This is a genomic window from Pseudoalteromonas sp. S2755 (assembly GCF_005886535.1).
Taxonomy (GTDB): Bacteria; Pseudomonadota; Gammaproteobacteria; order Enterobacterales; family Alteromonadaceae; genus Pseudoalteromonas.
The window spans coordinates 1-21,600 of the sequence record NZ_PNDS01000001.1; the positions used below are offsets into that span (position 1 = coordinate 1).

At 43.5% G+C, this 21,600-nt stretch carries 22 protein-coding genes; 9 read left to right on the forward strand and 13 right to left on the reverse strand.

Annotated features, from left to right (window positions below):
• Nucleotides 1-129: 129 nt before the first annotated feature.
• Both CWC03_RS00005 and dnaQ read right to left on the reverse strand, forming a co-directional pair.
• Complete coding sequence (locus tag CWC03_RS00005) at nucleotides 130-1,500, reverse strand: TIGR03503 family protein (protein WP_138580071.1); 1,371 nt, start codon at nucleotides 1,498-1,500, stop codon at nucleotides 130-132.
• A 98-nt stretch (nucleotides 1,501-1,598) separates the two neighbouring features.
• Nucleotides 1,599-2,309, reverse strand: a complete 711-nt coding sequence (dnaQ, locus tag CWC03_RS00010) for a DNA polymerase III subunit epsilon (protein ID WP_128726883.1) — start codon at nucleotides 2,307-2,309, stop codon at nucleotides 1,599-1,601.
• 69 nt (nucleotides 2,310-2,378) lie between these two features.
• On the opposite strand from dnaQ, the gene rnhA reads away from it, so the two are divergent.
• Nucleotides 2,379-2,849: a ribonuclease HI gene (gene rnhA / locus CWC03_RS00015; protein ID WP_045989215.1), complete on the forward strand. Its 471-nt coding sequence runs from the start codon at nucleotides 2,379-2,381 to the stop codon at nucleotides 2,847-2,849.
• 61 nt (nucleotides 2,850-2,910) lie between these two features.
• On the opposite strand, the gene CWC03_RS00020 is transcribed toward rnhA, so the two are convergent.
• On the reverse strand, nucleotides 2,911-3,660 hold the full coding sequence (locus CWC03_RS00020; RefSeq protein WP_045989216.1) for a class I SAM-dependent methyltransferase: 750 nt from the start codon (nucleotides 3,658-3,660) through the stop codon (nucleotides 2,911-2,913).
• 52 nt (nucleotides 3,661-3,712) lie between these two features.
• Here CWC03_RS00020 and gloB point away from each other — a divergent pair, with 52 nt between their 5' ends.
• Both gloB and CWC03_RS00030 read left to right on the forward strand, forming a co-directional pair.
• Complete coding sequence (gene gloB / locus CWC03_RS00025; RefSeq protein ID WP_138580072.1) at nucleotides 3,713-4,480, forward strand: hydroxyacylglutathione hydrolase; 768 nt, start codon at nucleotides 3,713-3,715, stop codon at nucleotides 4,478-4,480.
• A gap of 226 nt (nucleotides 4,481-4,706) precedes the next feature.
• Complete coding sequence (locus CWC03_RS00030; RefSeq protein ID WP_138580073.1) at nucleotides 4,707-6,281, forward strand: lytic transglycosylase; 1,575 nt, start codon at nucleotides 4,707-4,709, stop codon at nucleotides 6,279-6,281.
• A 76-nt stretch (nucleotides 6,282-6,357) separates the two neighbouring features.
• Here the strand turns inward: CWC03_RS00030 and CWC03_RS00035 are convergent, their stop codons facing one another.
• Genes CWC03_RS00035 through CWC03_RS00045 form a run of 3 tightly spaced genes read right to left on the reverse strand, consistent with a single transcriptional unit; the run spans nucleotide 6,358 to nucleotide 7,852 of the window.
• A complete protein-coding gene (locus CWC03_RS00035) occupies nucleotides 6,358-6,801 on the reverse strand; it encodes a flavodoxin (RefSeq protein ID WP_138580074.1) in 444 nt (147 codons plus the stop codon).
• Nucleotides 6,801-7,535, reverse strand: coding sequence for a tRNA pseudouridine(65) synthase TruC (gene truC / locus CWC03_RS00040; protein ID WP_138580075.1), 735 nt, complete (start codon nucleotides 7,533-7,535; stop codon nucleotides 6,801-6,803). Before truC ends, CWC03_RS00035 begins: the two co-directional genes overlap by 1 nt.
• Entirely contained in the window at nucleotides 7,535-7,852 is a 318-nt protein-coding gene (locus CWC03_RS00045; RefSeq protein WP_138580076.1) for a YqcC family protein, read from the reverse strand. The genes truC and CWC03_RS00045 overlap by 1 nt, the downstream gene beginning before the upstream one ends.
• Nucleotides 7,853-8,010: 158 nt before the next feature.
• Between CWC03_RS00045 and CWC03_RS00050 the strand changes: the two genes are divergently transcribed.
• Together CWC03_RS00050 and CWC03_RS00055 are read left to right on the forward strand one after the other, a co-directional pair.
• Entirely contained in the window at nucleotides 8,011-9,039 is a 1,029-nt protein-coding gene (locus tag CWC03_RS00050) for a DUF3549 family protein (protein WP_138580077.1), read from the forward strand.
• Nucleotides 9,040-9,345: a DUF3301 domain-containing protein gene (locus tag CWC03_RS00055; RefSeq protein ID WP_010370922.1), complete on the forward strand. Its 306-nt coding sequence runs from the start codon at nucleotides 9,040-9,042 to the stop codon at nucleotides 9,343-9,345. It abuts the gene before it with no gap.
• A 75-nt stretch (nucleotides 9,346-9,420) separates the two neighbouring features.
• Here the strand turns inward: CWC03_RS00055 and CWC03_RS00060 are convergent, their stop codons facing one another.
• Nucleotides 9,421-9,768 carry a DUF805 domain-containing protein gene (locus CWC03_RS00060; protein ID WP_138580078.1) on the reverse strand — a complete coding sequence of 116 codons (348 nt, stop codon included), beginning with the start codon at nucleotides 9,766-9,768 and terminating at the stop codon, nucleotides 9,421-9,423.
• A 911-nt stretch (nucleotides 9,769-10,679) separates the two neighbouring features.
• The gene (locus CWC03_RS00065; protein WP_138580160.1) at nucleotides 10,680-11,312 is read right to left on the reverse strand and encodes a nucleotidyl transferase family protein; all 633 of its coding nucleotides are present in this window, start codon (nucleotides 11,310-11,312) and stop codon (nucleotides 10,680-10,682) included.
• 274 nt (nucleotides 11,313-11,586) lie between these two features.
• On the opposite strand from CWC03_RS00065, the gene CWC03_RS00070 reads away from it, so the two are divergent.
• The 3 genes from CWC03_RS00070 (at nucleotide 11,587) to CWC03_RS00080 (ending at nucleotide 12,919) form a co-directional block, all read left to right on the forward strand.
• Complete coding sequence (locus CWC03_RS00070) at nucleotides 11,587-11,814, forward strand: DUF2789 domain-containing protein (RefSeq protein WP_130163707.1); 228 nt, start codon at nucleotides 11,587-11,589, stop codon at nucleotides 11,812-11,814.
• Between the two features lie 71 nt (nucleotides 11,815-11,885).
• Nucleotides 11,886-12,146, forward strand: coding sequence for a hypothetical protein (locus CWC03_RS00075; protein WP_138580079.1), 261 nt, complete (start codon nucleotides 11,886-11,888; stop codon nucleotides 12,144-12,146).
• The gene (locus CWC03_RS00080) at nucleotides 12,146-12,919 is read left to right on the forward strand and encodes a Zn-ribbon-containing protein (RefSeq protein WP_138580080.1); all 774 of its coding nucleotides are present in this window, start codon (nucleotides 12,146-12,148) and stop codon (nucleotides 12,917-12,919) included. Before CWC03_RS00075 ends, CWC03_RS00080 begins: the two co-directional genes overlap by 1 nt.
• 28 nt (nucleotides 12,920-12,947) lie before the next feature.
• Here the strand turns inward: CWC03_RS00080 and syd are convergent, their stop codons facing one another.
• Nucleotides 12,948-13,499, reverse strand: coding sequence for a SecY-interacting protein (gene syd / locus CWC03_RS00085; protein WP_138580081.1), 552 nt, complete (start codon nucleotides 13,497-13,499; stop codon nucleotides 12,948-12,950).
• A 119-nt stretch (nucleotides 13,500-13,618) separates the two neighbouring features.
• Here syd and queF point away from each other — a divergent pair, with 119 nt between their 5' ends.
• Nucleotides 13,619-14,464, forward strand: coding sequence for an NADPH-dependent 7-cyano-7-deazaguanine reductase QueF (gene queF, locus CWC03_RS00090; protein ID WP_138580082.1), 846 nt, complete (start codon nucleotides 13,619-13,621; stop codon nucleotides 14,462-14,464).
• 50 nt (nucleotides 14,465-14,514) lie between these two features.
• On the opposite strand, the gene CWC03_RS00095 is transcribed toward queF, so the two are convergent.
• From CWC03_RS00095 to CWC03_RS00110, 4 genes are read right to left on the reverse strand one after another with little or no spacing between them, the layout of a single operon-like run.
• Nucleotides 14,515-15,375, reverse strand: coding sequence for a peptidylprolyl isomerase (locus tag CWC03_RS00095; protein ID WP_138580083.1), 861 nt, complete (start codon nucleotides 15,373-15,375; stop codon nucleotides 14,515-14,517).
• Between the two features lie 2 nt (nucleotides 15,376-15,377).
• Nucleotides 15,378-16,199, reverse strand: coding sequence for a transporter substrate-binding domain-containing protein (locus tag CWC03_RS00100; RefSeq protein WP_138580084.1), 822 nt, complete (start codon nucleotides 16,197-16,199; stop codon nucleotides 15,378-15,380).
• A complete protein-coding gene (gene tamB, locus CWC03_RS00105; RefSeq protein WP_138580085.1) occupies nucleotides 16,196-19,855 on the reverse strand; it encodes an autotransporter assembly complex protein TamB in 3,660 nt (1,219 codons plus the stop codon). The genes CWC03_RS00100 and tamB overlap by 4 nt, the downstream gene beginning before the upstream one ends.
• A complete protein-coding gene (locus CWC03_RS00110) occupies nucleotides 19,855-21,591 on the reverse strand; it encodes an autotransporter assembly complex protein TamA (protein ID WP_138580086.1) in 1,737 nt (578 codons plus the stop codon). The genes tamB and CWC03_RS00110 overlap by 1 nt, the downstream gene beginning before the upstream one ends.
• Nucleotides 21,592-21,600: the final 9 nt, after the last annotated feature.

The window sequence follows — 21,600 nt, forward strand, 5'->3', positions numbered from 1 at the left end:
CCAACTGAACTACCACTCCGCGTCATATTCTTGCAGTGTTTGCTGTAAGGTGTGCTCCCTGACAGCGGCGTGAATAATACGAATGACCCCCTCATGAGTCAACCGTTTTTTGAAAAAAAACCGTGTTTTTTAGTTATCTTTCATTGAAAGGTTCAAAATATCACCTGATTTATCATTTTTTGAACCATTACCTGCTGCGTTATTTTCAGATGGCCCTAAATCATCAAGATCAATGACTTCTTCGGTTTTCTTAAATGGGTTTTTTAACATTGGTACTTTTAACTTAATTGGTTTTTTTTGCACAAAAATGCGAATAACTAACCCACCAAGCAATAATACAACTAAGTTACCAGCAACAATAATACTGACTAATAGGGCTGTGCTTATAGTCGGCTCTGGTTCTGGAGCGGGTTGTTTCGCTGCTGGTAACGCAGCGGCTTCCAACTCAGGCACTTTTTCAATGGGCCTTTCAATTTCAAAGTTATAGTTTGGCAGCGTAGCCATAAACTCACGGCCATTGATATTTTCACCAAATGCAGAGATTTCAATGCTATAACGACCCCAGTCATAATTCTTGATTGGTAGCTGACGATAAAGTCGCTCTTCTGCATCTAAAGTAAACATCTGCTCTTCACCATTGGGGTAAAAGATTTTACCTTGTAACAAGATAGTTTCTGGCTTTACAACCGTGTCGTCTAACGTGATAGTAAGACCATGTTCAAGCTCGTTTTCGCCCGCAAGCATCAATTCAAAGTTGAATGGCGGCTCAGCAATAACAATGGGAGATTTAATCACTCTTCTTTTTAGAATGGGCGTTTCAATGAAAAATTCTGGCTGCCACTCCCCTGCTGGAAAATTTAATTTAAACTCACCAGTAAAAATTCCATCCAAGGGCCTTTCATCAAACTCGCGACCATCATCTTTAAAGTCGGTCACGCTTTGCGTACCTGCACCAAAGTTGGCATATTCATCGTTATTGGTACTAGAGAACTCTACATACAAAGTCACGACATCCCGAAAGTAACCTACCTCTATCGGTTTGCCATCATTGGTCACACGACCTGTTACCTTCAATACTTCACCACGGAACAATAACGGAGGCAAAGCTTCAACTTCGAGCTCAATGTCACCCAATACCATAATGCGGCTGTTTTTTTGGATCTGTCCGATAACTTGCCAAGGGCCTGGCGTCGGGTTTTTTAGAATGATCAAGTCATAGCTGACTTCGTCGTACCATTGCAGCGCATCATTATCTAGCGAACTGGTCGCATAATATTTACTGCCATCAGGCTTCACAAGTACCACGGCAGGCGTGCCAGGTGCGCGAAAAAACAGTAAAGTAATCTCTTCAATATTATAATCAATGCGAAAACGGTTATCTAAAAGAGGGATTTCATTTACCTTGCCGTCCCGCTGTAACATCGTTATCTGTGGTGTTTGAGCGCCAACAATCGTACTTACTAGCAGTACAAACCCCAAGATAAGCTGTTTTAGATTCATGCATTAACCCTACGTTGCCTTGATGGCCTGAGTGATCTTTTTGGGATAAAGCCCTTAGTTAAGCATCTACCCCATCCCAACGATACCGATTGTATTCATTATTGTTGCCACAAGCTTTGTCCACAAGCTTTGTTTACAAGCTCTAAACGTTCTGTATGTGCTTGTTCTTCATCGGCAGAAGCACGTAAAACTTTAAGTGCAGGGCGATTACTGTCTAAACGAATAATGCCACCGCCTGAGCTAGCCTGCTCACCTTTATTTTGGTTCGCCAAATTGAGCTTTTTTTGGCCTCCCGTCATCGACAGGTAAACATCAGCAAGGATCTCGGAATCCAGCAAAGCGCCGTGCAACGTACGCTTTGAGTTATCGATATCATAGCGACGGCACAGTGCATCTAGACTGTTCTTCTGGCCTGGATGAAGATCCCTTGCCATCACCAAGGTATCTAGCACTTGGCAATAGTCATGGGTCGCCGGAAAGCCTTGATTTAGCTTAGCAAACTCGTGATCCATAAAGCCGACGTCGAACGGCGCGTTATGAATGACAAGCTCAGCTCCTTTAATATAGTCAAAAAACTCTTGCGCAATTTGATGAAAAAAAGGTTTATCGCGTAAAAATTCATTGGTGATACCGTGAACATCAATGGCTTCTTCTTCAATATCACGTTGAGGGTTGATATATACGTGGAAGTTATTCCCCGTTAGTCTGCGATTGACTAGCTCAACACAACCAATTTCAATGATCCTGTGCCCTGCTTTAGGATCAATACCTGTGGTTTCTGTATCCAGTACTATTTGCCGTGTGTGCATATCGTTGCCCGCTTAACTTTGCTATTATTTTGCCCTATTCGCACATTTTACATAAAAATAGGCAATTCAGTGCAAAAAACCGTAGAGATTTATACCGATGGCTCGTGTTTAGGTAACCCAGGTCCAGGTGGTTATGGTGTTTACCTTTCCTATCAAGGACATGAAAAAGAAATGAGTGCAGGGTATAAGCTCACAACCAATAACAGAATGGAAATGCTTGCAGCCATTGTTGCACTCGAAACATTAAAGCGTCCCTGCGATATTATTCTGTATACCGACAGCCAATATGTTAAGCAAGGCATTGAGTCTTGGCTTGAAAATTGGAAAAAACGCAATTGGAAAACCGCAGCCAAGCAACCGGTAAAAAATGTCGATTTATGGCAAAGACTGGACGCTGCCACCAGCCGACATACGATCCAATGGCGCTGGGTAAAAGGCCACGCTGGAAATAAATACAATGAGCTTGTCGATGATTTAGCGCGAGAAGCGGCTTCAGGTTCAAACCTACTTGTAGATGAAGGCTACGAAGCCGGTATTTAATACGCCTCTAGGAACAGTGTTCCTGTACCTACTCCATCAATGGTTACCTTAAGTCACAAAGCTAATCTTTATCTTGGCAGGTTTGCCTGAGCCCAGCTCCTTTCACAGCGGGTGTCCACTTAGGCTTTACATGCCACTTGGGTTTGATTGGAGTGAGCGGCATCACCCGCTTTCTTGCCACCAACATATACACGCTTCCCATCGGCTTTAAGTAATGACGACAAAAGCGGCGCCATGGCGCAAAACGAGAAAGCCTCGAGCCTCGCGCTAAAGACGCATAGATAAAGCGCTCGTCACCAACAATCTCAAACCCGAGTAAATCTAGCCAATCCTTCACCCGCGATGGAGTAAAGAAGCGCCCTGACCAAGGGAGTTTTTCTTTACTAAAGGGAAGCATTTGTGCCACGCCACATAAACTAAACGGATTAAAACCTGAGATCACAATATAACCACCGGGAATAAGCGTGCGATGGGCTTCGCGTAGAATATGATGCGGATCAGAGTGATATTCTAAACACTGGCTTAAAATACAAGCATCGACTGAGTTTTCGTAAAAAGGTAGCTCGTCAATTTCAGCAAACACCCCGACATGCTTGCCTTGCGGGGCAACACAAACTTGATGCTTAATCGGGCTGGCAGAGGTATTCATTTGACCGCTCAAACAGCCGAGTTTTAGCATGTGGTAACCAAACATTCTTGGTAGCCATTCATCCAGTCGTTTTTGGATCCCTACTTTTAAATATTCACCGTGAGGAAAGTCTTGCCACTCATCGGGTTTGGGTCCTTGTAGAAAACTTAACGCTGGTTTCATTTACTAAGCTCGTTATACTGGTGTTATTAATCACTTTATAGAGCATTGCGTTATGGTGCAAGTCGATGCAATCAAAGCATTTGATGACAATTATATCTGGCTGATAAAAGACCCTCTAAGTTCAAACTGTTGGGTGGTTGACCCCGGTGATGAACAACCTGTTTTAGATTACCTCGCCAAATTTGATTTAACACTGCAAGGCATATTAGTCACCCATCATCATTGGGATCATACCGATGGTATTGCCCCGCTTTTATCACATTTTCCTAGCTTAACTGTGTACGGGCCTAAAGATGGTAAATATAAAGGCATTACTCATGGCCTTAGTGAACACGATACGATCACACTTTTCGATACCACGCTGAACATTATTGCCACCCCAGGCCACACGTTAGACCATATCTGTTACGTTAATGATGAACTGGCTTTTACTGGTGATACGTTATTCAATGCAGGTTGTGGCAGGCTTTTTGAGGGAACACCTAGCCAAATGTGGCACTCCTTTGAAAAGCTACTCACACTACCTGACACATGCAAAGTGTATTGCACGCACGAGTATACGCTCGCGAACCTTGCTTTTGCTGAGGCTGTTGAGCCCACTAACCAAGCACTGATCCAGTATCACCAACAAGCAAAGTCATTACGTGCCAGTAACGAGCGCACAGTACCTACAACAATTAAACAACAAAAAGCAATCAATCCTTTTGTACGTGCCGCGAATGAAACCATCCTCACCCATGTTCCACCACAATTTATCACGTCAGAAAATACACCAGAAGCTCGCTTTGGTGCACTGAGAAAATGGAAAGATAACTTCTAAAATATTCAATAGTGACCTAATGTAACGCCAAAATGACACTTTTTTGGCGCACTTACATGGAAAGTATTGAATAAGTTATCCATTTTCTTAGCAAAACCGCCAAAGATGAGCAAATCTAACGATTTTTAGGAAGTCGAAATAAAATAATAAAGAAGCTTTAAATGCTGATACAAACTCGGTAATATTGCCGAGTTTTTGTCCGAACCCCAAGCAAAAGAACGCATTTATGAAAAAGCTCGCCTTTATTATTGCATCAACAGCAATATTAAGTGGTTGTGAAATCACACAAGAAACCCCATTGGAAGCTGCAACTGAACAAGTGAAGCAGGCCAACTTAGATCACGCGAGCCCTTATGATATCTCTCAAACACTCAGCACCTCATGGCAAGACGAAGATGAAGAGGCTGTGCCTGTATTTGACGATGTATGGGAGCGGATCCGTTATCAGTTATCTATCGAAGTACCGCAAAATAGACCTGTGGTCGCCGAACGTAATTACTATCAACGTCACCAAGCCTATTTAGACCGTATTGCAAAACGTGCAGAGCCTTACCTCTACTACATTGTTGAAGAGGTAGAAAAGCGCAATATGCCTGTTGAGATCGCGTTATTACCTATTGTGGAAAGCGCATTCGATCCCTTTGGCTATTCACACCGCACCGCTTCAGGTATTTGGCAATTTATGCCTCAAACAGGTGAACGCTTCAACCTCAAACAAAATTGGTGGTATGACGGCCGTCGCGATATTGTTGCATCAACGCAAGCGGCACTTGATTACCTCACCTATCTCCATAAAACGCTGGAAGGCGACTGGTTAAACGCAATTGCTGCTTATAATTCAGGTGAAGGTCGATTGCTCAGAGCAATCCGAAAAAATCGTAAAAAGCATTTGCCCACCGACTTTTGGTCTCTCGATTTACCTCGCGAGACCACTGCGTATGTTCCTAAATTACTTGCTTTGTCCGACCTATTAAAACGCTCAGATGAGTTTAAGGTCACGTGGCAACCTATCATCAATGCCCAAGTAGTTGATACTGTTGAAGTCGGATCACAAATTGATTTAGCGCTTGCCGCTGAGATGACTGATATTTCTTTAACTGAACTCTATCGCCTCAATCCAGGTTTTAACCGTTGGGCCACCGATCCAGATGGTCCACACCAGTTATTATTACCTATGGAAAAGGTTGACACTTTTCAAGAGAAATTAGCTAAAACAGAAGTAAAAGATAGGCTGCGTTGGCAATATTATACAGTGCAAAAAGGAGATAGCCTGTCGGTCGTTGCGACTAAATTTAATACTAGTATCGGCGCCATTCGCTCACTCAATAGCATCGATGGCAATATGATCCGTGTTGGCCAGAAGCTATTGGTGCCACTCAGTGATGGCGAATTGCAAAGTGAGCATTTACCACCAGAGGTGCGCCTTGCCGCCAACAAAGTGACCAAGAAAAAGCTCAGCCACACGGTAAAGTCAGGCGATACATTGTGGGATATCAGCCGCGAATATGATGTTACCGTTAAGCAATTAGCTAGCTGGAATAAGTTAAAAACCAATGCGGTTTTACGCCTTGGACAAAAGCTTACCGTCTTTAAAGATGAAAAGGCAGCGACTCAAACCGTCCTCGTCAACACCGAGCGCACAATCACTTACAAAGTGCGTAAAGGCGACTCATTAGCACGAATCGCCACTAAATTTAACGTTAGCGTGAATGAAATCGTCAAATGGAACAACCTGACTGGACAGAAGTATCTCCAGCCAGGTCAAAAGTTAAAACTGAAAGTTCAGACGAAACGTGTTTAGCGCTAAGACAGCGAGTTTAAAAATAAAAATCCAATATCCGTGATGATATTGGATTTTTATATATTGAAGATAAAACCTAAAGGTTTTTTGCCAATGCTTGAAGCCAAGGCTCAGCAGGCTCCCAAGGCTCAAAATATTCACAGGCATCGATGTCTAAGCGCGGTTGTGCCCGAGTGGCGTTCAACTCTTCAATCAGGGCATCAATTTGTTTTCCTGCACCACAAAAAGTATCGCCATAACTAGAGTCCCCCAATGCGACGACCGCTACTTTTTTGCCCGTTAGCATCGGAAATTCGCTTTGCATTTGCAAAAATAAAGGCAACAAGTTATCGGGAATATCACCAGAGCCGGTGGTAGATGAAATAAACAAAATGTTTTCAGCTTGCGTTACATCAGTGATGGAAGCTGGTTCAATAACACTTGCCTCATGACCCGATTTATTCAAAAACTCAGCACTGTCATGTGCCAAGTTTTCAGCATTGCCGTACATACTTCCTACAAAAATGGAAACTTTTGCCATTATTTATAATCCTTCTCGTTATCTGACCAACCGAGCTGAGCGAAGACAGCCAATGCTTCTTCCCCCAAATCCGCGGTAATTGAAATCGTCGTGTTGGTATAAGGATGTACAAATTCCAATTTAGTTGCAAATAACATCAATCGACGTAAGCCAAAATGATCGACAAAAAAGTGGTTGTGTTTATTATCACCGTGATTAACATCACCAATAATCGGATGTGCTAAATAGTTGAGGTGACGCCTGATTTGGTGTTTTCTACCCGTTTTAGGAAAGCACTCCACCAATGAGTAGCGGATACTTGGATACTTACCAAGAGGAATTGGCAAGCTACCCTGCAATAAACAATTTATCTGTGTTTGCGCCTCCTGCGGAGCTTTATCCTGACAGGCAAACTTATCAGCGATTTTATCGAGCTCTTCTTTGAGTGGTCTGTCGACGAATCTAGATTCAGGCGCAAACCCGCGAACAAGCGCTAAATAGCGTTTTTGAATATTACCGCTAATAAAGACTTCATTCATGTCTCGCGCGGCCTCAGAACTTAGCGCAAATAGCAGCACCCCAGATGTTGGTCTATCTAAACGGTGAACGGGGAAAACATGTTGACCAAGTTGATCACGCAGCATTTGCATCGCAAATTGTGTTTCTCGCTTATCCAAAAATGAGCGATGAACCAATAACCCTGACGGCTTATTTATCGCAACATAATGCGCATCTTGATATAAAACCTCAAGCATTACGCGCTCTTTGCAATTGTATTATCAAGGTTTTTTAAGCACTGGTGCACCGCATTAAAATAAAGGTGTTCACTCAGCACCATTTCAGCCATTGGCGCAATCGCCATATCTTCCGGTAATGCTTCATCACTTTCTACCATTGTTCGCATTTTGCCCAAGAATACAAATTGCAACCACTGCGCGAAGGTCATCGTATCGCAGCAAAATGGCTCTGTTGAGGTAAGTGCCTTAGCCGAAATTGGCTCATCTTGCCAAAGACCCGTTGCTTTTAAACAAGCCTCTAGTTCGTCTAACTGAATCAATAATTCCGAGTTCATCGGTTCTGTCTCTTTTTCAATTTTTTACATTATAGCAATTTGCATTATTTAGGAGCTAGCCAATTCTCTCAAGCGCACCTTTTTCATAGGCTTATCAGCGCCCCCAAAAGTAGCTATAATTGCCGCTATTGAAAATATAAGTAACATATAGAGCATTCATGACAGCGCAAATTTCAACTTTAGGTGAATTACTAACAAACGCCGGTACCCAGTGGCGAGTCTATGATATGGGTCGACGTATCACAAAAATAGATAAGAAGCAGTTTGCGCAAATCGAGAATACTCAAGCCCCTTATCCGTATCCGCTTGGTGGTCATGCCATCATGGCAATTCAATTTTGGGATAATGAGGCGACAGTTGATCCTTATGTTTGGTTTTTAAAATTTCCACTGGATGAGCAAAGCAAGCTCATTATCGCCAGCCGAGACCACTTTGCCTCCATGGTACTCGAAGCATTAGGTACACAACTCACGGGCGAAGCCGCTCAAGGGAAGCTCGATAACAACCCTTATGTCTTCACACCAAATGCGAACAAACTCGCTGCATTCAATGCGCTATTAAAGCGTGAACTTAATCGCCCAGCTTCTCAATATTACGAGCACGCCGAACTCTATTTTTCTGGCAAGCTTGGATTTGAACGCTGGCAAGAAATAGCGCTACAAGGAATTGCTGATTTTGCCCTACGTCTAGACCATGGTCATAACGCGAGCAACCTGCAACAGGCTTGGTCTGTTTTGCCAGCAGAAGTTAAAGCCCCATTAGCCGCAATGCTTGAGCACGTTACGGTCTCAACACCACAAACCGAAGACTTTTTAGCCGCTTTAACCCGCGCATGCAACGAGCAGAATAAAGACGCCGTAGTCACCAATTTGCGTGCAATGTCGGGAAGTCACGCACTTGGTCTAATCGCACAAGCAGTAGACACCATTTTAGCATCCGAGTTGAGATCAGATGCCGATTGCTTACTCACTATTGCAGGGCGTGCTTGGGAGACACTAACCGACCAGCAAAGGCTTTTTATCTATATGGAAAAAGCCGCTGAGAATAATCAAATCAATGGACTTTTCAGCAGTATTTTCGCAGACTTAGTTGCAATACCTATGTTACGCCCACATGTTTTAGGGATTATTAGGGCAGAAAATCGCAGTGAAACTCTGTCTCGTGCAATTGGAAGGTTATTTTCTTAAATGACAACACTTTGGCTTTTTATCATCGTATCATCTGGTATCGCGCTATTTTGGTATAGTCGCCAGATAGCAGAAGCGGCAAATAGGCATGCACAGCATCAAGCTGAAAGTTTACAGGTGCAACTGTTAAGTGTTGCCTGTATTAAGCGCCGTTTTGGGGTATTAAAAGACGGTAAACTTGGAATAAAAAGCCAATTTATGTTTGAGTTTAGTTCAGATGGCGAGTCAGCCTATCAAGGTAAGCTTTACTTAGAAAATGAGCGATTAGTCAAAAAAGAATTGCCCGCTTATAAAATCGCAAGTTAATTCGGTAAGTGCGAAAGTAGGCACTTAAATTCATATGAATACAAGTGCCTACTCTGAATTTATAGTACGACTATTTTAAACATATCCTTTGACGCTTGGTCCGTAGTCGTTTTCACCAACCTCACTATCCATGGTGGTGAAATATATCATCACTAATAAACCGACAATAGGCACAAAGCTCACAAGCAGCCACCAACCCGAGCGTCCAGTATCGTGAAGACGACGAATAGATACGGCAACCGTCGGTACTAAAACCGTCAAATAATAGATACCTGTCAAAAACAGGGTTCCAAAAAGTCCGTCGACAATCCCAATTGCAAAGCCTATCAACGCATTTATCAAGATAAACATCCAATATTCTTTGCGTCTTGAACGTCCACTAAAATCGGAATATCTTTTTAAAACTATTAGATACCATTCCATTTCTTTTTCCTTAGCTATTGCGCCAACATCGTGCACTAAAAATAAGACTAAAATGAGAGTGGAATGATCTAGCAATGAGATCGAAAGGTAATAATGAAACTGCAAGCGGAAAGTATTGAAAACTTCAACTTAGTTACTAGGAAAATAAATATCAAATTTACAAACGCCACAAAAAACTAAGGCGCTAGCCTATTTGCTGCGCCTCAATCCTGACGATTATCCCAAGAGGTATCCAATTCCTCTGCTTTACAACCCAAAAGCAATCCGCCAATTCTTCTTCCCCTGAACGGGTATGTACTCCGACCTACCCGAATCTCATCCTTGTGTCATCCATTAGCACTTCCAGTGCATCTCCATTTTAGCTCTCTTGGCCTCCACTTCGCTTCCCGCGCTCCAATGCCACCTTGGCTCCGCTTCACATAATCCTTATGTGCTCCCTATACATTGTTACGTCCAGTGTAACCCATCCACTTCACAATCATCCAGATTGTGCTCCTTCATCCTAGAGCCTTGCTCATCCCTCTTTACTCTTCCTTGCTCCACTACGCTTCCCGCGCTCCTTGACACTCCATGTGTCTCCTTATCCCTAGTGAAGCTCCGCTTCACTCTCGCTTCCTCGAGTTCCTGACCTTCCTTGCCCTATGCAATACATCCTTCTCTTGTTGTCAAATTCCTTATCCTTTGACGCTGAGCTCCTGCTCTTGTGTTTCCTTACATTGTTAAGTTTACGGGGATTGAGCATTTTTGTTAGATAGCTAGGAACAATCTTTTTTCTGTCATTTAAAAGAAAAGTAAAACAATTCATTTAAAAACAAAAAGATAAACAAAAATAACACTACAAATTCGGTACTACAAAGCGCCTTTACCCACATTCTCGTACGAGATCTCTCACAGGGTAATTTCCATTGTTGCTATTTGCTCTTAAATAACAATGTGCCTTCTACTGAGCTAAACTCCATATTTTGTAAGATTTGATAACCATGACCCGCAAAAAACTGCGCGTGTTCTGGCTTAGTAATAAATACTGCCATCCCTTTCGTTTCTTCACTTTGTGCAATTAAATCATCCAGTGCGGTGAGTAAATAGTGACCATAGCCAAGCCCTTGAACATGTGGGTCAACGGCAATTAGGGATAAAAAGTGACACGGCTCCTGCGTTTGCAACGCTTGTCTAATCGACTTTTCTTTATCGATAAGCTGTTGCGTTTGCAAATACCCTGCGCTCATCATAAGTCGTAATCGCCAATGCCATTGCCGATTTGCACCCAATTCATCACTATTTGCAATAACACATGCTACCGCGACCAATCTATCTTGATGATATAACCCCACCATAGGCTGACCCGTTTGGCCAAATGCTGAAAGCTCTTCACGTATTAAAGATCTGAGTTTTTTTTCAAAGGTGGCTTCTTGTTTTGCCTCCAATACCTGCTTGAGTAGCGGATCATCATGGTAAGCCTGATACAACACACTCGCGGCTACATTGATATCTTCTGGGTTTAAATATCTAACGGTTAATTCATGCTGAGAAGTTTCTACTGACATCATGGTTCCTTATTATTGTTACCCCAAGCTTATGATATTCATATCAAAATACTACTAAATACCACAGCCTCAGAACTTTCTGTGTACTTTAATAATGTACGGCTACTCGCTAGTTATAGATATTGATACAAGTCACTATTTATTCAGTCGTGAACCGGTATATTTACCATCGTATTAGTCATTATGATTTTTATCGATGGTGACTTGCTAAAGGTTTTACAACCACCTTTACTATAGTTAGTGAGTAAAATTCAAGCAAACGAGGGAGAACGAAATGGATACTAGCCGCCACACTATGAGTACTTTATTTGCCCAACTAGGGCTGGACAACAATCCCGAGGCGATTGAAGGGTTTGTCAAACAACACCGCCTTCCTGACGATATGCTGTTAAGCCAAGCACCATTTTGGAATGAAGGACAGCGTCACTTTATTGAAGAATCGCTGAAAGAAGACGCCGATTGGAGTGAAATCATTGACGAACTAGATGCGATGTTAAGATAGTTAAAGCAATCGCTCCTTGCGTAACTTGGTGCTATGATCCACTCCTATAATTAAGGCGTTTAGGAACCTCTATGCACCCAGCTGTTGCCAGAGCTATCAAAAAATTAGTCGATAGTGGAAAGACTCCAACCGTCGCGCTAACAAAAAGCAAATTAACTCAAAGCGTCGCAATGCCAGACGTTATCTCAGGCATTGCTGCGTACAAACAAGACCCTACTTGTATTGACCACTATCAAGAGGTTGAAGAGGTCGTCAAAACAAGTTCACAAAGCCAATTAGATAGAATTGAAGCTAAGCTTGATAAGCTCATTGCCTTATTGGAGAAGTCGTAGTGTTTGTTGTCGACTTAACTTTTGATTGCTATGAGGAAACCACTTTAGATGCTGCCGAGCAGGCCATCAACCATGTAGTCAATGCGCTTCGCTTTAATGGTCAAATCATTGGTGACGAATTTCCAACCGTACTTAAAGATGGTTATTTCATTACTCGCGTGATGTGTCCAGAAGAAGACGCTTTGCATCCATTAAACCATAGCCCTTTTGTGAAGTTTGCGATTGACCAACTACAGCAATCAGGCTTGCTTGCACCTAAGGTCAAAGTTTTTGGGCAAGATATACATGCCAACAGCGCTGATGCCTGTCATGAACCGTCAAGCTACATTCTCTACACCACATACGTGCACACTTGTAGCCCACTGTATTGTGGCGACGACTTTTTACCAGTGCCTCTATATAAAATCCCAGCTATCGCTAATGGTGATTACAAAGCACTGATCAAATGGAAAGAAGATTGGCAAGCCTGCGATCAAATACAGATCAATGGCGCGACTCGCTGCGAGTTTGCGGCACTGGAGGAAATTTCCAGTACGGGTAGCGATTTGTTTAGACGTGGTATGGATTTAAGCAAACGTATTCGCTACCTCACGAAAAAGCCGGTTTACTATTATCTGTATCGTGTTGGCGGCGAAAACCTCGCCGCAGAAAAAGCAAGAAAATGTCCAAGTTGTCAGGGAGACTGGTTGCTCGAGGAGCCATGGTTCGGTCTCTTCGACTTTCGCTGTGAAACTTGCCAATTAGTCTCGAATATTTCGTGGGACTTTCAATAAGGAGCGCAAGCTCCTTTTTACCAACGGGTTATATTGGATAGTTGACGGTCAGTTTTTCCACAAACTCTGCGATAGAATCAGCCAAAACATGATGCTGTTTTTTACCGACAAACTCTAACCCAACTTGACCCGTTTCGACATCGACCGACACCAATAAGTCGTCTGCGTCTGTTAAGCCAATAAACACGGTTTCAGGCTGTTTGAGCCTGCGCTTCATCAAAATATGGCCGGTGATATTTTGCTGCAAGCGCTCGAAATCATCTTCGTTCCATGCTTGCAGTAGTTCAATTTGCTTGCCCTCAATAAATGCTACGATATTGCCAGCAAAAAAATCACCATACAGTCCGTTCAACCCCTCAGGAAATTGCGTTTCCAGCGCTCTGGCCAAATCATTTAGATGTCCCGCTGGCGAGCGCTCTACCGCTAGCCATTTTATCTCGTTAAGCTTGTTAGGTTCACCCTGCTCACATGGGCTCGGCCAACTTTCATCATGCTCGGTACTCGGTAAATCTTTAAAGGCCTGTTGGTGATAATTTACATAGGCTTGATGCAAGCGCGCCATATTTACGGGCTGAGTCATATATAAAGCTCTCTTTATTTTTCTCACCACGAGCTTAATATTTTAATTAAGCAAATTGCTATTAATCCCGAGGTGAACATTCGTTATAATGACCGCATTGTAACGAGATTTGAATTAACATGACAGACTACAGTAACTCACCAGAGCTGCAATCTTCAGTACTTGGTAAAGCCACAGAATATGCCAGTGTTTATACACCAAGCCTGCTGCATCCGATTGCACGTAAACTCAATCGTGACCAAATCAGTGTTGATGAATCCGCTTTGCCATTTAAAGGTGAAGATACCTGGACAGGCTATGAATTGTCTTGGCTCAATAACAAGGGTAAACCTCAAGTTGCGGTTGCCAGTTTTGTGTTTCCTTGCCAAAGCTCACATATCATTGAGTCGAAATCGTTCAAACTTTACTTGAATAGTTTTAACCAAAGTCGCTTTGATACGATGGAAACCGTGCGCCAAACGCTAGCTGCGGACCTTTCCACGGCATCAAATAGCCAAGTTAGCGTGACATTATATGGCGCAGACGAATTCGATTGTCTTCCTTTCTCGCACCTCCCAGGTGAGTGTATCGATGAGCTGGATATTGAAGTTGAGACCTACACACCAAATAGTGACTTACTAAAGCTTGCCTCTGATGAAGTGGTTGAAGAAACGCTTCACAGCCACTTACTCAAGTCAAATTGCTTGATCACCTCACAGCCAGACTGGGCAAGCGTAGTGATAAGTTACCGTGGTAAGCAAATCAACCGAGAAGCACTGCTTAAGTACCTGATCTCATTCCGTGACCACAACGAGTTCCATGAACAATGTGTGGAGCGCATTTACTGTGAGCTTTGGCGCACTTTTAGCCCTGAAAAATTATCGGTTTATGCGCGCTATACTCGCCGCGGCGGGTTAGATATCAATCCATATCGTTCGAGTGAACAAGATCAAACTCCGTATAAGGTAAGAACTAACCGACAGTAAAACGTAAAAAGCCATGTTATCACATGGCTTTTTATCACATCTAAGTATTGCTATTTATCGTCTTCCATTTCAACTGGGACGGGGACCGAACATATATCGGTGTGATTTGGCGTATCAACAAACCAATCCCCCGCTCTATTTTTACGTGCAGCAATTAGCGACTCAAAAATCGGCGTATCTGTCTTTAACCTTTTAAAGGAAGGTGCACCTTTTACATCAGCCAATACCGTAACACCTTTGATAACATTGAACGCTTGTCCCGCAACCGGCTTACGATCTAGATGCTGAACATGCTCCATTCCCGATAACAACTGCCCAAACACGGTAGTGTTTTTGTCTAGGTATCGCTGCGGCGTCAACGTGATGTAAAACTCAGTACCGCCACTGTTAATATCGTTGGTTCTGGCCATGGCAAACGAACCAACACAGTGTGTCATCCAAGTTTTGGTTCCAGCTTCATTTTGTCCTACAGCAAAACCATTTAAAAACCCGGTACGTGGCGCGTAGCCGTCTACTGCACCCAAAGGTGTGATCTTCAAGGTTGATTCAGTGCTATGATAAAATTCTGCAGCAATCGCTTTTTTTCCTTTTTGTGGCATTTTCTTCTCCGACATATCGCCGCCTTGGGCCACAAAGTTTTCCACAAACCGATACATACTCAAGTTAATGTAAAAGCCCTCTCGCGCTAACGCTTTAATATTGGCCACATGATTGGGCGCAAGTTCAGGGTTAAGCGCGATATAGACCGATCCTGTTTGTAATTCTATTTTAAGAATATTTTCAGGGTCCAGCTGCTGCCAGTCGTTGCCTTTAGCCTCAGCAACGACTTCCGATGGTGACTTTGAATAAGGTTTTGCTAAGACAAGAGATGAACTTATAGCAAGTGCAATGAGTAGTAAGGCTTTTTTCATTATTATTTTCCTTGTTTATACCAATAAAATGGCACCTCCAACGGCGCACTGGGTGGCAGGTTTGGATTGTCTAATTCTATGACTGTTTTGTTTTTAAGATCTAGCTTTTCAAGACGAGCGGAAAAGTGTTTTAAGAATAACGCCTCAAATCGGCCATCTTGCAGTGCGCTTTTGAGACCTTTCTCAATTTGGCTATGGAGCAACGAATTGTCGTGAGAAACAAAAAAATATACCGCCGAAGGGTAATAAAACACCACATGCTGATCTGCGACCAAGTCCGTGTCACTAAGGGCAGCTTCAATACTTACTAAATCGCTTGGCAACACATCAAAACGTTTTTTCAACAACATGTCGTAACCACTGTCTTCTTGTGAAAAAGAGGTCACACTGAGACCATTACGCTCAAAAATCTGATGGTCTGGCCAATCTCTGCGTAAACCAAAAGTAACTCGGCGCAAGTCGCCAATGTAGCGTACTTCACTCAGTAAAGCGTAATTTTGTTTATGCACTAAAGGAATGCGATAACCTAAAATCCCTTTCACTAAGGGAATGCGAATTGCTCTCGCGGCCTTTTCGCGCTGTGAGTTAGTCACTAACCAACTGACATCCAGCCCCCCTTTTTCTCCGAGCAGGCGCACCGCCCTGTCTTGAGAAGGGATGCTTCTCACTGATACGAGCCTTGATGACTCTACTTGGTAAGACAAAGCTAAAGTGAGCAATTCTATAATATATGGATCAGCACCAGCGCTAATTCTAATTTCCGTTGCTTCTTGTGCTTTGAGAGGAAGTATCACAAAACCTAGAGCGAGCCAGAGAAGTTTCATTTGTCATCCCAGTCAAACTTGTATAAGAAGTCTATACTGTTGTACAAACCGCTTGTGGCTTCAACATAAAACTTCGAAAAAACACGATAGCGCAACGCAATTTCATTGATGGACTCAAACACCCCAACGCGATAACTCACCTGAACATTGGGGGTGATGTAACCTGACACCTCAACTTGTGTATCGTCACCACTGCCTTTTGCTGATAGATTAACATCCGAAAGTCCAAGTGACTCACCCGCCTTACTAAAGAATCCTTCACTGCGGTCAATTCCCTGTGAGAGTAAAAACTGCGTGAGTAGCGCATTATTAGAGGTTTCAGACTCCCCTAAAGGCTGGCCGTTAAGTAGGTATGACAGTGCCTTGGCTTGATCCATTGCAGGCTCCGAGAATACCGTCAAGCGCGGCTTAGCAATGTTCCCTGTGAGCTCAACACCAGCTATCACATCGTTGGCTGTTGTCGCAGGGTTTCGAATAGCTCGAATGTTCAAATATGGTTTATCTAATGCGCCATTGAAGCCAATTTGTCCTGTACGGATCAACAAGTCTTGGCCAAATGCACGATATTTCCCCTCTCTCAATTGCAACTCTCCCGTGGCTAACATTGGCGACTCAACTTGCTTATCAATTTCGATTGCACCGGTAACAAAGCTATCTAACCCAAGCGCTTTCACCCTAAAATTATCTTTAACGGTCAGTTTTAAATCTATTTCATGTTGAACTGGCACCTGCATCTGCTTTTGCACCTTAGCATCAACAATGACTTCATCGTCGCTTGGAGATGTGACTCCCTCTGGCAGAGATTCAATGTTTACTCGGCCAAACGGCACCACAATTTCTCCAAGTATTCGCGCAATTTTATCTTTATAGGCGAGTGTTAAATCCGGGCTTGCGGTTAGTTCAATCTGCGAGTCAGGCTGCACATAAACATTCTCGCCCTTTATTTTGACTTCGGCAGAGAGCTCGGGTGACCAATAAGCTTCGCCAGTAAGTGCCACCTTGCCACCTTTTGCTGCAGTTAACTCAGCCTCTAATTGAGCGGACGTGGTATTAAAATCAAGATTGATGTGCCCTTTATCGATTTCCACAGGCAAAGAGTCAGAAGACATAAATAAGCGCTGAGCAGTTAGTTTACCTTTCACTTCAGGGGCTGTGAGGCTACCTGAAATATTAATATCCCCTAACACTTCCCCTTGCAGGTCAAAGCTTTGTTCCGTTACTCGGTTTAGTAGCGCTGACAACTTAGCCAACTCAATTGACTCTATTTTTACGTTACCTGCTAATTGGGGGGATTGTTTATCTAACGGCACACGCGTATTACCACTGAACTTACCTAAAGTCTCGGAGGTCATGCGCCAATCAGCGTGAATTTGCTTGTTATTGGTTTTTAATAACGCTTTAAATTCAGCGATTGAAAATGTTTGCCCATGAGTCGTAATGCCGGCATCAACAATGTTCAACTCGCCATCGGCTCGTGTTACTTGGCCGTTTTGCCACGCAAGTTTAGCCACGGCCTGAGTTTCACCGGTTATTTTGAGCTCTGCTGGCAACCAAGTTTGTAGTTTAGCGAGTGCCAGCTTCTCCAGTTTAACATCGGCCTGCCCTTGTGTGCCTTGTTGCTCAGCTGCAAAACACAAATCGGTATCACCCATCTGCCAACACTGCTTTGTAATGCGCTGACTGACATCACTGATCACAATTGCGGCAGGACTTTGCAATGCTATCGTTTGCCCTTGAGAAGTTACCTCACCAGACGACAATTCCCCCTGCCAAGTAGACTGCTGAATCTTGCCATTGACTTCAAAGCTTGCCACCACTCGTTTATCACGAATATCCAATGTCGCGTTATGTTGCTGCTGATTGCCTTTCACAGCTAAACGAATGTCTTCAACCATTTCAGAGTCAACAATCAAACGGTCTAGTGCCAGTTTAATTTGCCCTGTCATTTCATTGGCAATATCGACCGTACCTTTCGTCGTTAAGCCGTGTAATGCAATATTCTGGTAGCGCACAGAGTCAAACTTAATATCGGTCTGAATACTCGGCTTAAGGTGGTCACCCTGAATAAAGATTTCACCACTGCCCTTTAAGTCAGCAGGGATAAGTGTATTTGCAGTTTGTTCAAACTGAAAGTCAATATCGAGGTCTAACTGCTGACCAAGCTCACCGCTTACCGTCAGGCTATTTTTGCCATAATTCAGGCGTGCATGGCTAAACTCACCTAGTAGGCTCTCATCCACAACGACCTTAACGTCCGCATTAAGCGGGGTACCCGCTACTTTACCATCGAGCTTAAAGCGCTCAACATTAACCTGCCACTGCTCACCTTGACTGATAAAATCAAGCGCGAATTGACCTGCCAACATATCGTTTTCCGTAAGCCCTGCATCGTATTGCACTAGCCCTAGTAATCTATCGACGGGTAGCTGAGAAAAGTCCCCGTTCACTTTACCCTTCAATCCTTGCGACCAGTTCACTTGTCCCGCTATTTGCGCTTGTGCTTTTTCTAGCTGAAGCGCTGCTTTAGCTAGAGTAAACGCTTGTAGTCCACCTTGCCCTTCAAGTGTCGCGGTAACATCACCAAACTGCACAGTATTAACAGCGAGTGAGCCTGACAAATTATATTTTGAGGCATCTCCGCTCAAGCCGAGTGTCGCGCTTTTTAAAGTCGTAGGCTCCGACGGAATAACTAATTTATCTATTTGACCCTGTAAATCAAATGGCCAGTTTGTCGTTGTCAAATCTACATGGGCTTGCAGTTTTGCAAACGCCACCCCCTCGGTATTCAAAGTAAGCGTCAGCTCGTGAGGTCGACCCGCCAGTGTTAAACTGGCTAACCCCTGTGGTGCACTCAAGGTTGACCTAAAATCAATAGTCCAGTCGTTAAGCAAGACTTCCGCCGCTGCTGATATAAACCATTCTTTATAGTTAAGCTGAACTTGCTCCACGTCCACATTTTCAGCCACTACAACTTGAGAAAGCTTGATATTCTCAAGCGTCTGCTCATCTATCGCGAGGTTGTTAATCTTTAACTCGCCGAGCTCAGCGGTTAGTGGCAGGTCTATCTTAGGTAGTTGGAGTGGCGCTAATGCATTAAGTGGTGCCGACGATTTTGTAGGCACTGGCTGATCGGTTGCCTTTGTGGTCAACTTCACGCTGTCTAACAGCAAAAATGGGACATTAAAATGTGAGCCAGAACCTGAAAGCTGCGTGTCTAAGCCTTGCAATTGCACTGTAATATCGGGCGTTTCCAACGAAAATTGCTGAACTTGCGCACGTTTTATTGCAATTGGCCGTGGTAACTCAACTTGGCCACTTTCAGTAGTTTCCGCTTCGTTGACACTTTTTTGCTTTTGTACAATCGCTATCGCTTTTGCGTCTAGCGCAATGCAAACGCTGGCACAGGTTAACCACTCAACAGTAACTTTGGTGTCTCTAAGGCGAATATCGATATCGTCATTGTGATAACGCAACGTAAGGTTGGCACCAGATAATAAGCGCTTGTCTAAACCATCAATTTCTAAACCTGAAACCGTTTTATTCGCTACCCAAACCAGCAGCTGTTGCCCAGGCAAGGTAAAGCATAAGCAAACCAACAGTAAAAATAGGCTAATAATGGCAGTAATGATTTTGATTCTTAAGCTTCTAAACTGCATTAGATTTCAGGTCCTATAACAATACTGAGACGCGTGCTTTTACTTTCTTTGGTCAGCCCCCAAGCATGGTCGAGCCGGATTGGACCAACGGGAGTTAAATAACGGAAACCAAACCCAGCTCCAACTTCCCAAGCGTCCGAGAAATCGTTCGTTGCAGTACCCGCATCAACAAATAAAGCAGCTCGCCAACTTGGATGGAATTGATAATTATATTCCACTGTACCAGTGGCTAAATACCTGCCGCCAAGTATGCGACCTTCGTCATCGCGAGGGCCGACAGATTCATAGGCAAAACCACGGATACTTTGATCTCCCCCAGCAAGGAAACGATGGGTAAACGGAATTTGGTCAATATCTTTTGTCACAATCGCCCCTAAGTCTAAGCGACCAAAAAACAAGTGCTTGGTTTCAAAGCTTCTTAGCCATTCATTGTTCCATCTCACTTTCAACATATTTGCAGACGATAGTACAGAATCTGCCGCAGCTTCAATGGAGATCAGGCGCTCATTACCCCAATACGGTAGCGCGCCACCTTTACTTTCTTTCTTTAAGTAGCTAATGCCCGGGATTAACATTTCCGTACGCTGCTTTTCGCCTAACTGTTCAGTGGTTTCGTGTTCACGTTTCAAAAACGCCGTTCTCACCCACTCGTCATCCGTTAGCCATTGTCGCTGTACCTGTACGTTCCAAATCCGGCTGTTGATCCCTTCCGTTACTTCATCCTGCACCTTATAGCCGCCTAACACACGCCACAAATCGTCGTTAGGATTGTCTACGGGAATGGTATAACTGGCAGTGATATCTTGTTGCTTTTGCGACAGCCTCAGATTGGACTCAAAGGAATGACCATCCTCGGTGATCCAAGGTTTAGTCCACTTAAAACGGGTTTTTGCACCCACATCATCACTGTAGCCAGCACCCACTTCAAAGCTATTTGCGGGTTTGTCTTCAACACTCACCCGAACTGGGATCTGATCGCTCGTCCGATCCTTTAACAGCGGATAAACCTTTATCGCACTAAAATAAGGAGTGGCATTTAAAGACAGATTAAAATCAGACAAGAGGCTCGCTTCAAACGGCTGCCCTTTCGAAAATGGGCTTAGCGAACGTATATAGTTAGCCGCTTTGGTGTTTCCCTCAATAGCAAGGTCGCCAAATTGATAACGTTTACCAGTGTTGAGCAGCAGTCGCACGCCAGCATAGCGATTCGCTTTGTGAACAAGCAATTTGGACTCTTGCCATTGATAATCAAAATATCCAAGTTCTAGTAGCTCGCTTTCAAAGCGGCTTTTCATTGCTTGATAATCACTATGATTGACTTGCTTGCCAATTTGGATCGGTACATCCTTGATAAGCGAAACTAAATCCGCATTGTCCCTACCCGCACCCACAAGCTCAATATTAATATCTTTCCATTTCAGTGGTGCTTCAAGTTTGACTTCGGCTATGACGTTTTGCCCTTCTCCACTGAGTTGAATATCAAAATGATAATAACCTAAAGCATGCAAAGCGCGACGTATGTCCGCACGCACCTCTTTCATCACCCGAGGGACTTTTGGCTTGCCTTTGTAAGATTTTAAAAAACCAGTGATGTTGTCTTCTACATCGCCGTTTTCGACTTTGACTTCAATGCTGGAGATTTTTACTGATGCAGGACGAGACTCAGCACCTGCGTTAAACGAGGAAAAGCAGAACAAAAAAAGCGCTAGTGTTAAACAAGAGAAATACGGCTTCATTAAAATAAA

Bases quoted from the DNA above. Each gene is read 5' to 3' on its own strand.
- CWC03_RS00095 (WP_138580083.1), bottom strand. From the start codon at position 15,375: ATGAAAAAAGCCTTACTACTCATTGCACTTGCTATAAGTTCATCTCTT.
- CWC03_RS00065 (WP_138580160.1), bottom strand. From the start codon at position 11,312: ATGTCAGTAGAAACTTCTCAGCATGAATTAACCGTTAGATATTTAAAC.
- CWC03_RS00035 (WP_138580074.1), bottom strand. From the start codon at position 6,801: ATGGCAAAAGTTTCCATTTTTGTAGGAAGTATGTACGGCAATGCTGAA.
- CWC03_RS00030 (WP_138580073.1), top strand. From the start codon at position 4,707: ATGAAAAAGCTCGCCTTTATTATTGCATCAACAGCAATATTAAGTGGT.
- gloB (WP_138580072.1), top strand. From the start codon at position 3,713: ATGGTGCAAGTCGATGCAATCAAAGCATTTGATGACAATTATATCTGG.
- CWC03_RS00045 (WP_138580076.1), bottom strand. From the start codon at position 7,852: ATGAACTCGGAATTATTGATTCAGTTAGACGAACTAGAGGCTTGTTTA.
- CWC03_RS00020 (WP_045989216.1), bottom strand. From the start codon at position 3,660: ATGAAACCAGCGTTAAGTTTTCTACAAGGACCCAAACCCGATGAGTGG.
- CWC03_RS00075 (WP_138580079.1), top strand. From the start codon at position 11,886: ATGCACCCAGCTGTTGCCAGAGCTATCAAAAAATTAGTCGATAGTGGA.
- CWC03_RS00050 (WP_138580077.1), top strand. From the start codon at position 8,011: ATGACAGCGCAAATTTCAACTTTAGGTGAATTACTAACAAACGCCGGT.
- CWC03_RS00005 (WP_138580071.1), bottom strand. From the start codon at position 1,500: ATGAATCTAAAACAGCTTATCTTGGGGTTTGTACTGCTAGTAAGTACG.
- CWC03_RS00070 (WP_130163707.1), top strand. From the start codon at position 11,587: ATGGATACTAGCCGCCACACTATGAGTACTTTATTTGCCCAACTAGGG.
- syd (WP_138580081.1), bottom strand. From the start codon at position 13,499: ATGACTCAGCCCGTAAATATGGCGCGCTTGCATCAAGCCTATGTAAAT.
- CWC03_RS00100 (WP_138580084.1), bottom strand. From the start codon at position 16,199: ATGAAACTTCTCTGGCTCGCTCTAGGTTTTGTGATACTTCCTCTCAAA.
- truC (WP_138580075.1), bottom strand. From the start codon at position 7,535: ATGCTTGAGGTTTTATATCAAGATGCGCATTATGTTGCGATAAATAAG.
- CWC03_RS00060 (WP_138580078.1), bottom strand. From the start codon at position 9,768: ATGGAATGGTATCTAATAGTTTTAAAAAGATATTCCGATTTTAGTGGA.
- dnaQ (WP_128726883.1), bottom strand. From the start codon at position 2,309: ATGCACACACGGCAAATAGTACTGGATACAGAAACCACAGGTATTGAT.
- queF (WP_138580082.1), top strand. From the start codon at position 13,619: ATGACAGACTACAGTAACTCACCAGAGCTGCAATCTTCAGTACTTGGT.
- tamB (WP_138580085.1), bottom strand. From the start codon at position 19,855: ATGCAGTTTAGAAGCTTAAGAATCAAAATCATTACTGCCATTATTAGC.
- CWC03_RS00055 (WP_010370922.1), top strand. From the start codon at position 9,040: ATGACAACACTTTGGCTTTTTATCATCGTATCATCTGGTATCGCGCTA.
- CWC03_RS00110 (WP_138580086.1), bottom strand. From the start codon at position 21,591: ATGAAGCCGTATTTCTCTTGTTTAACACTAGCGCTTTTTTTGTTCTGC.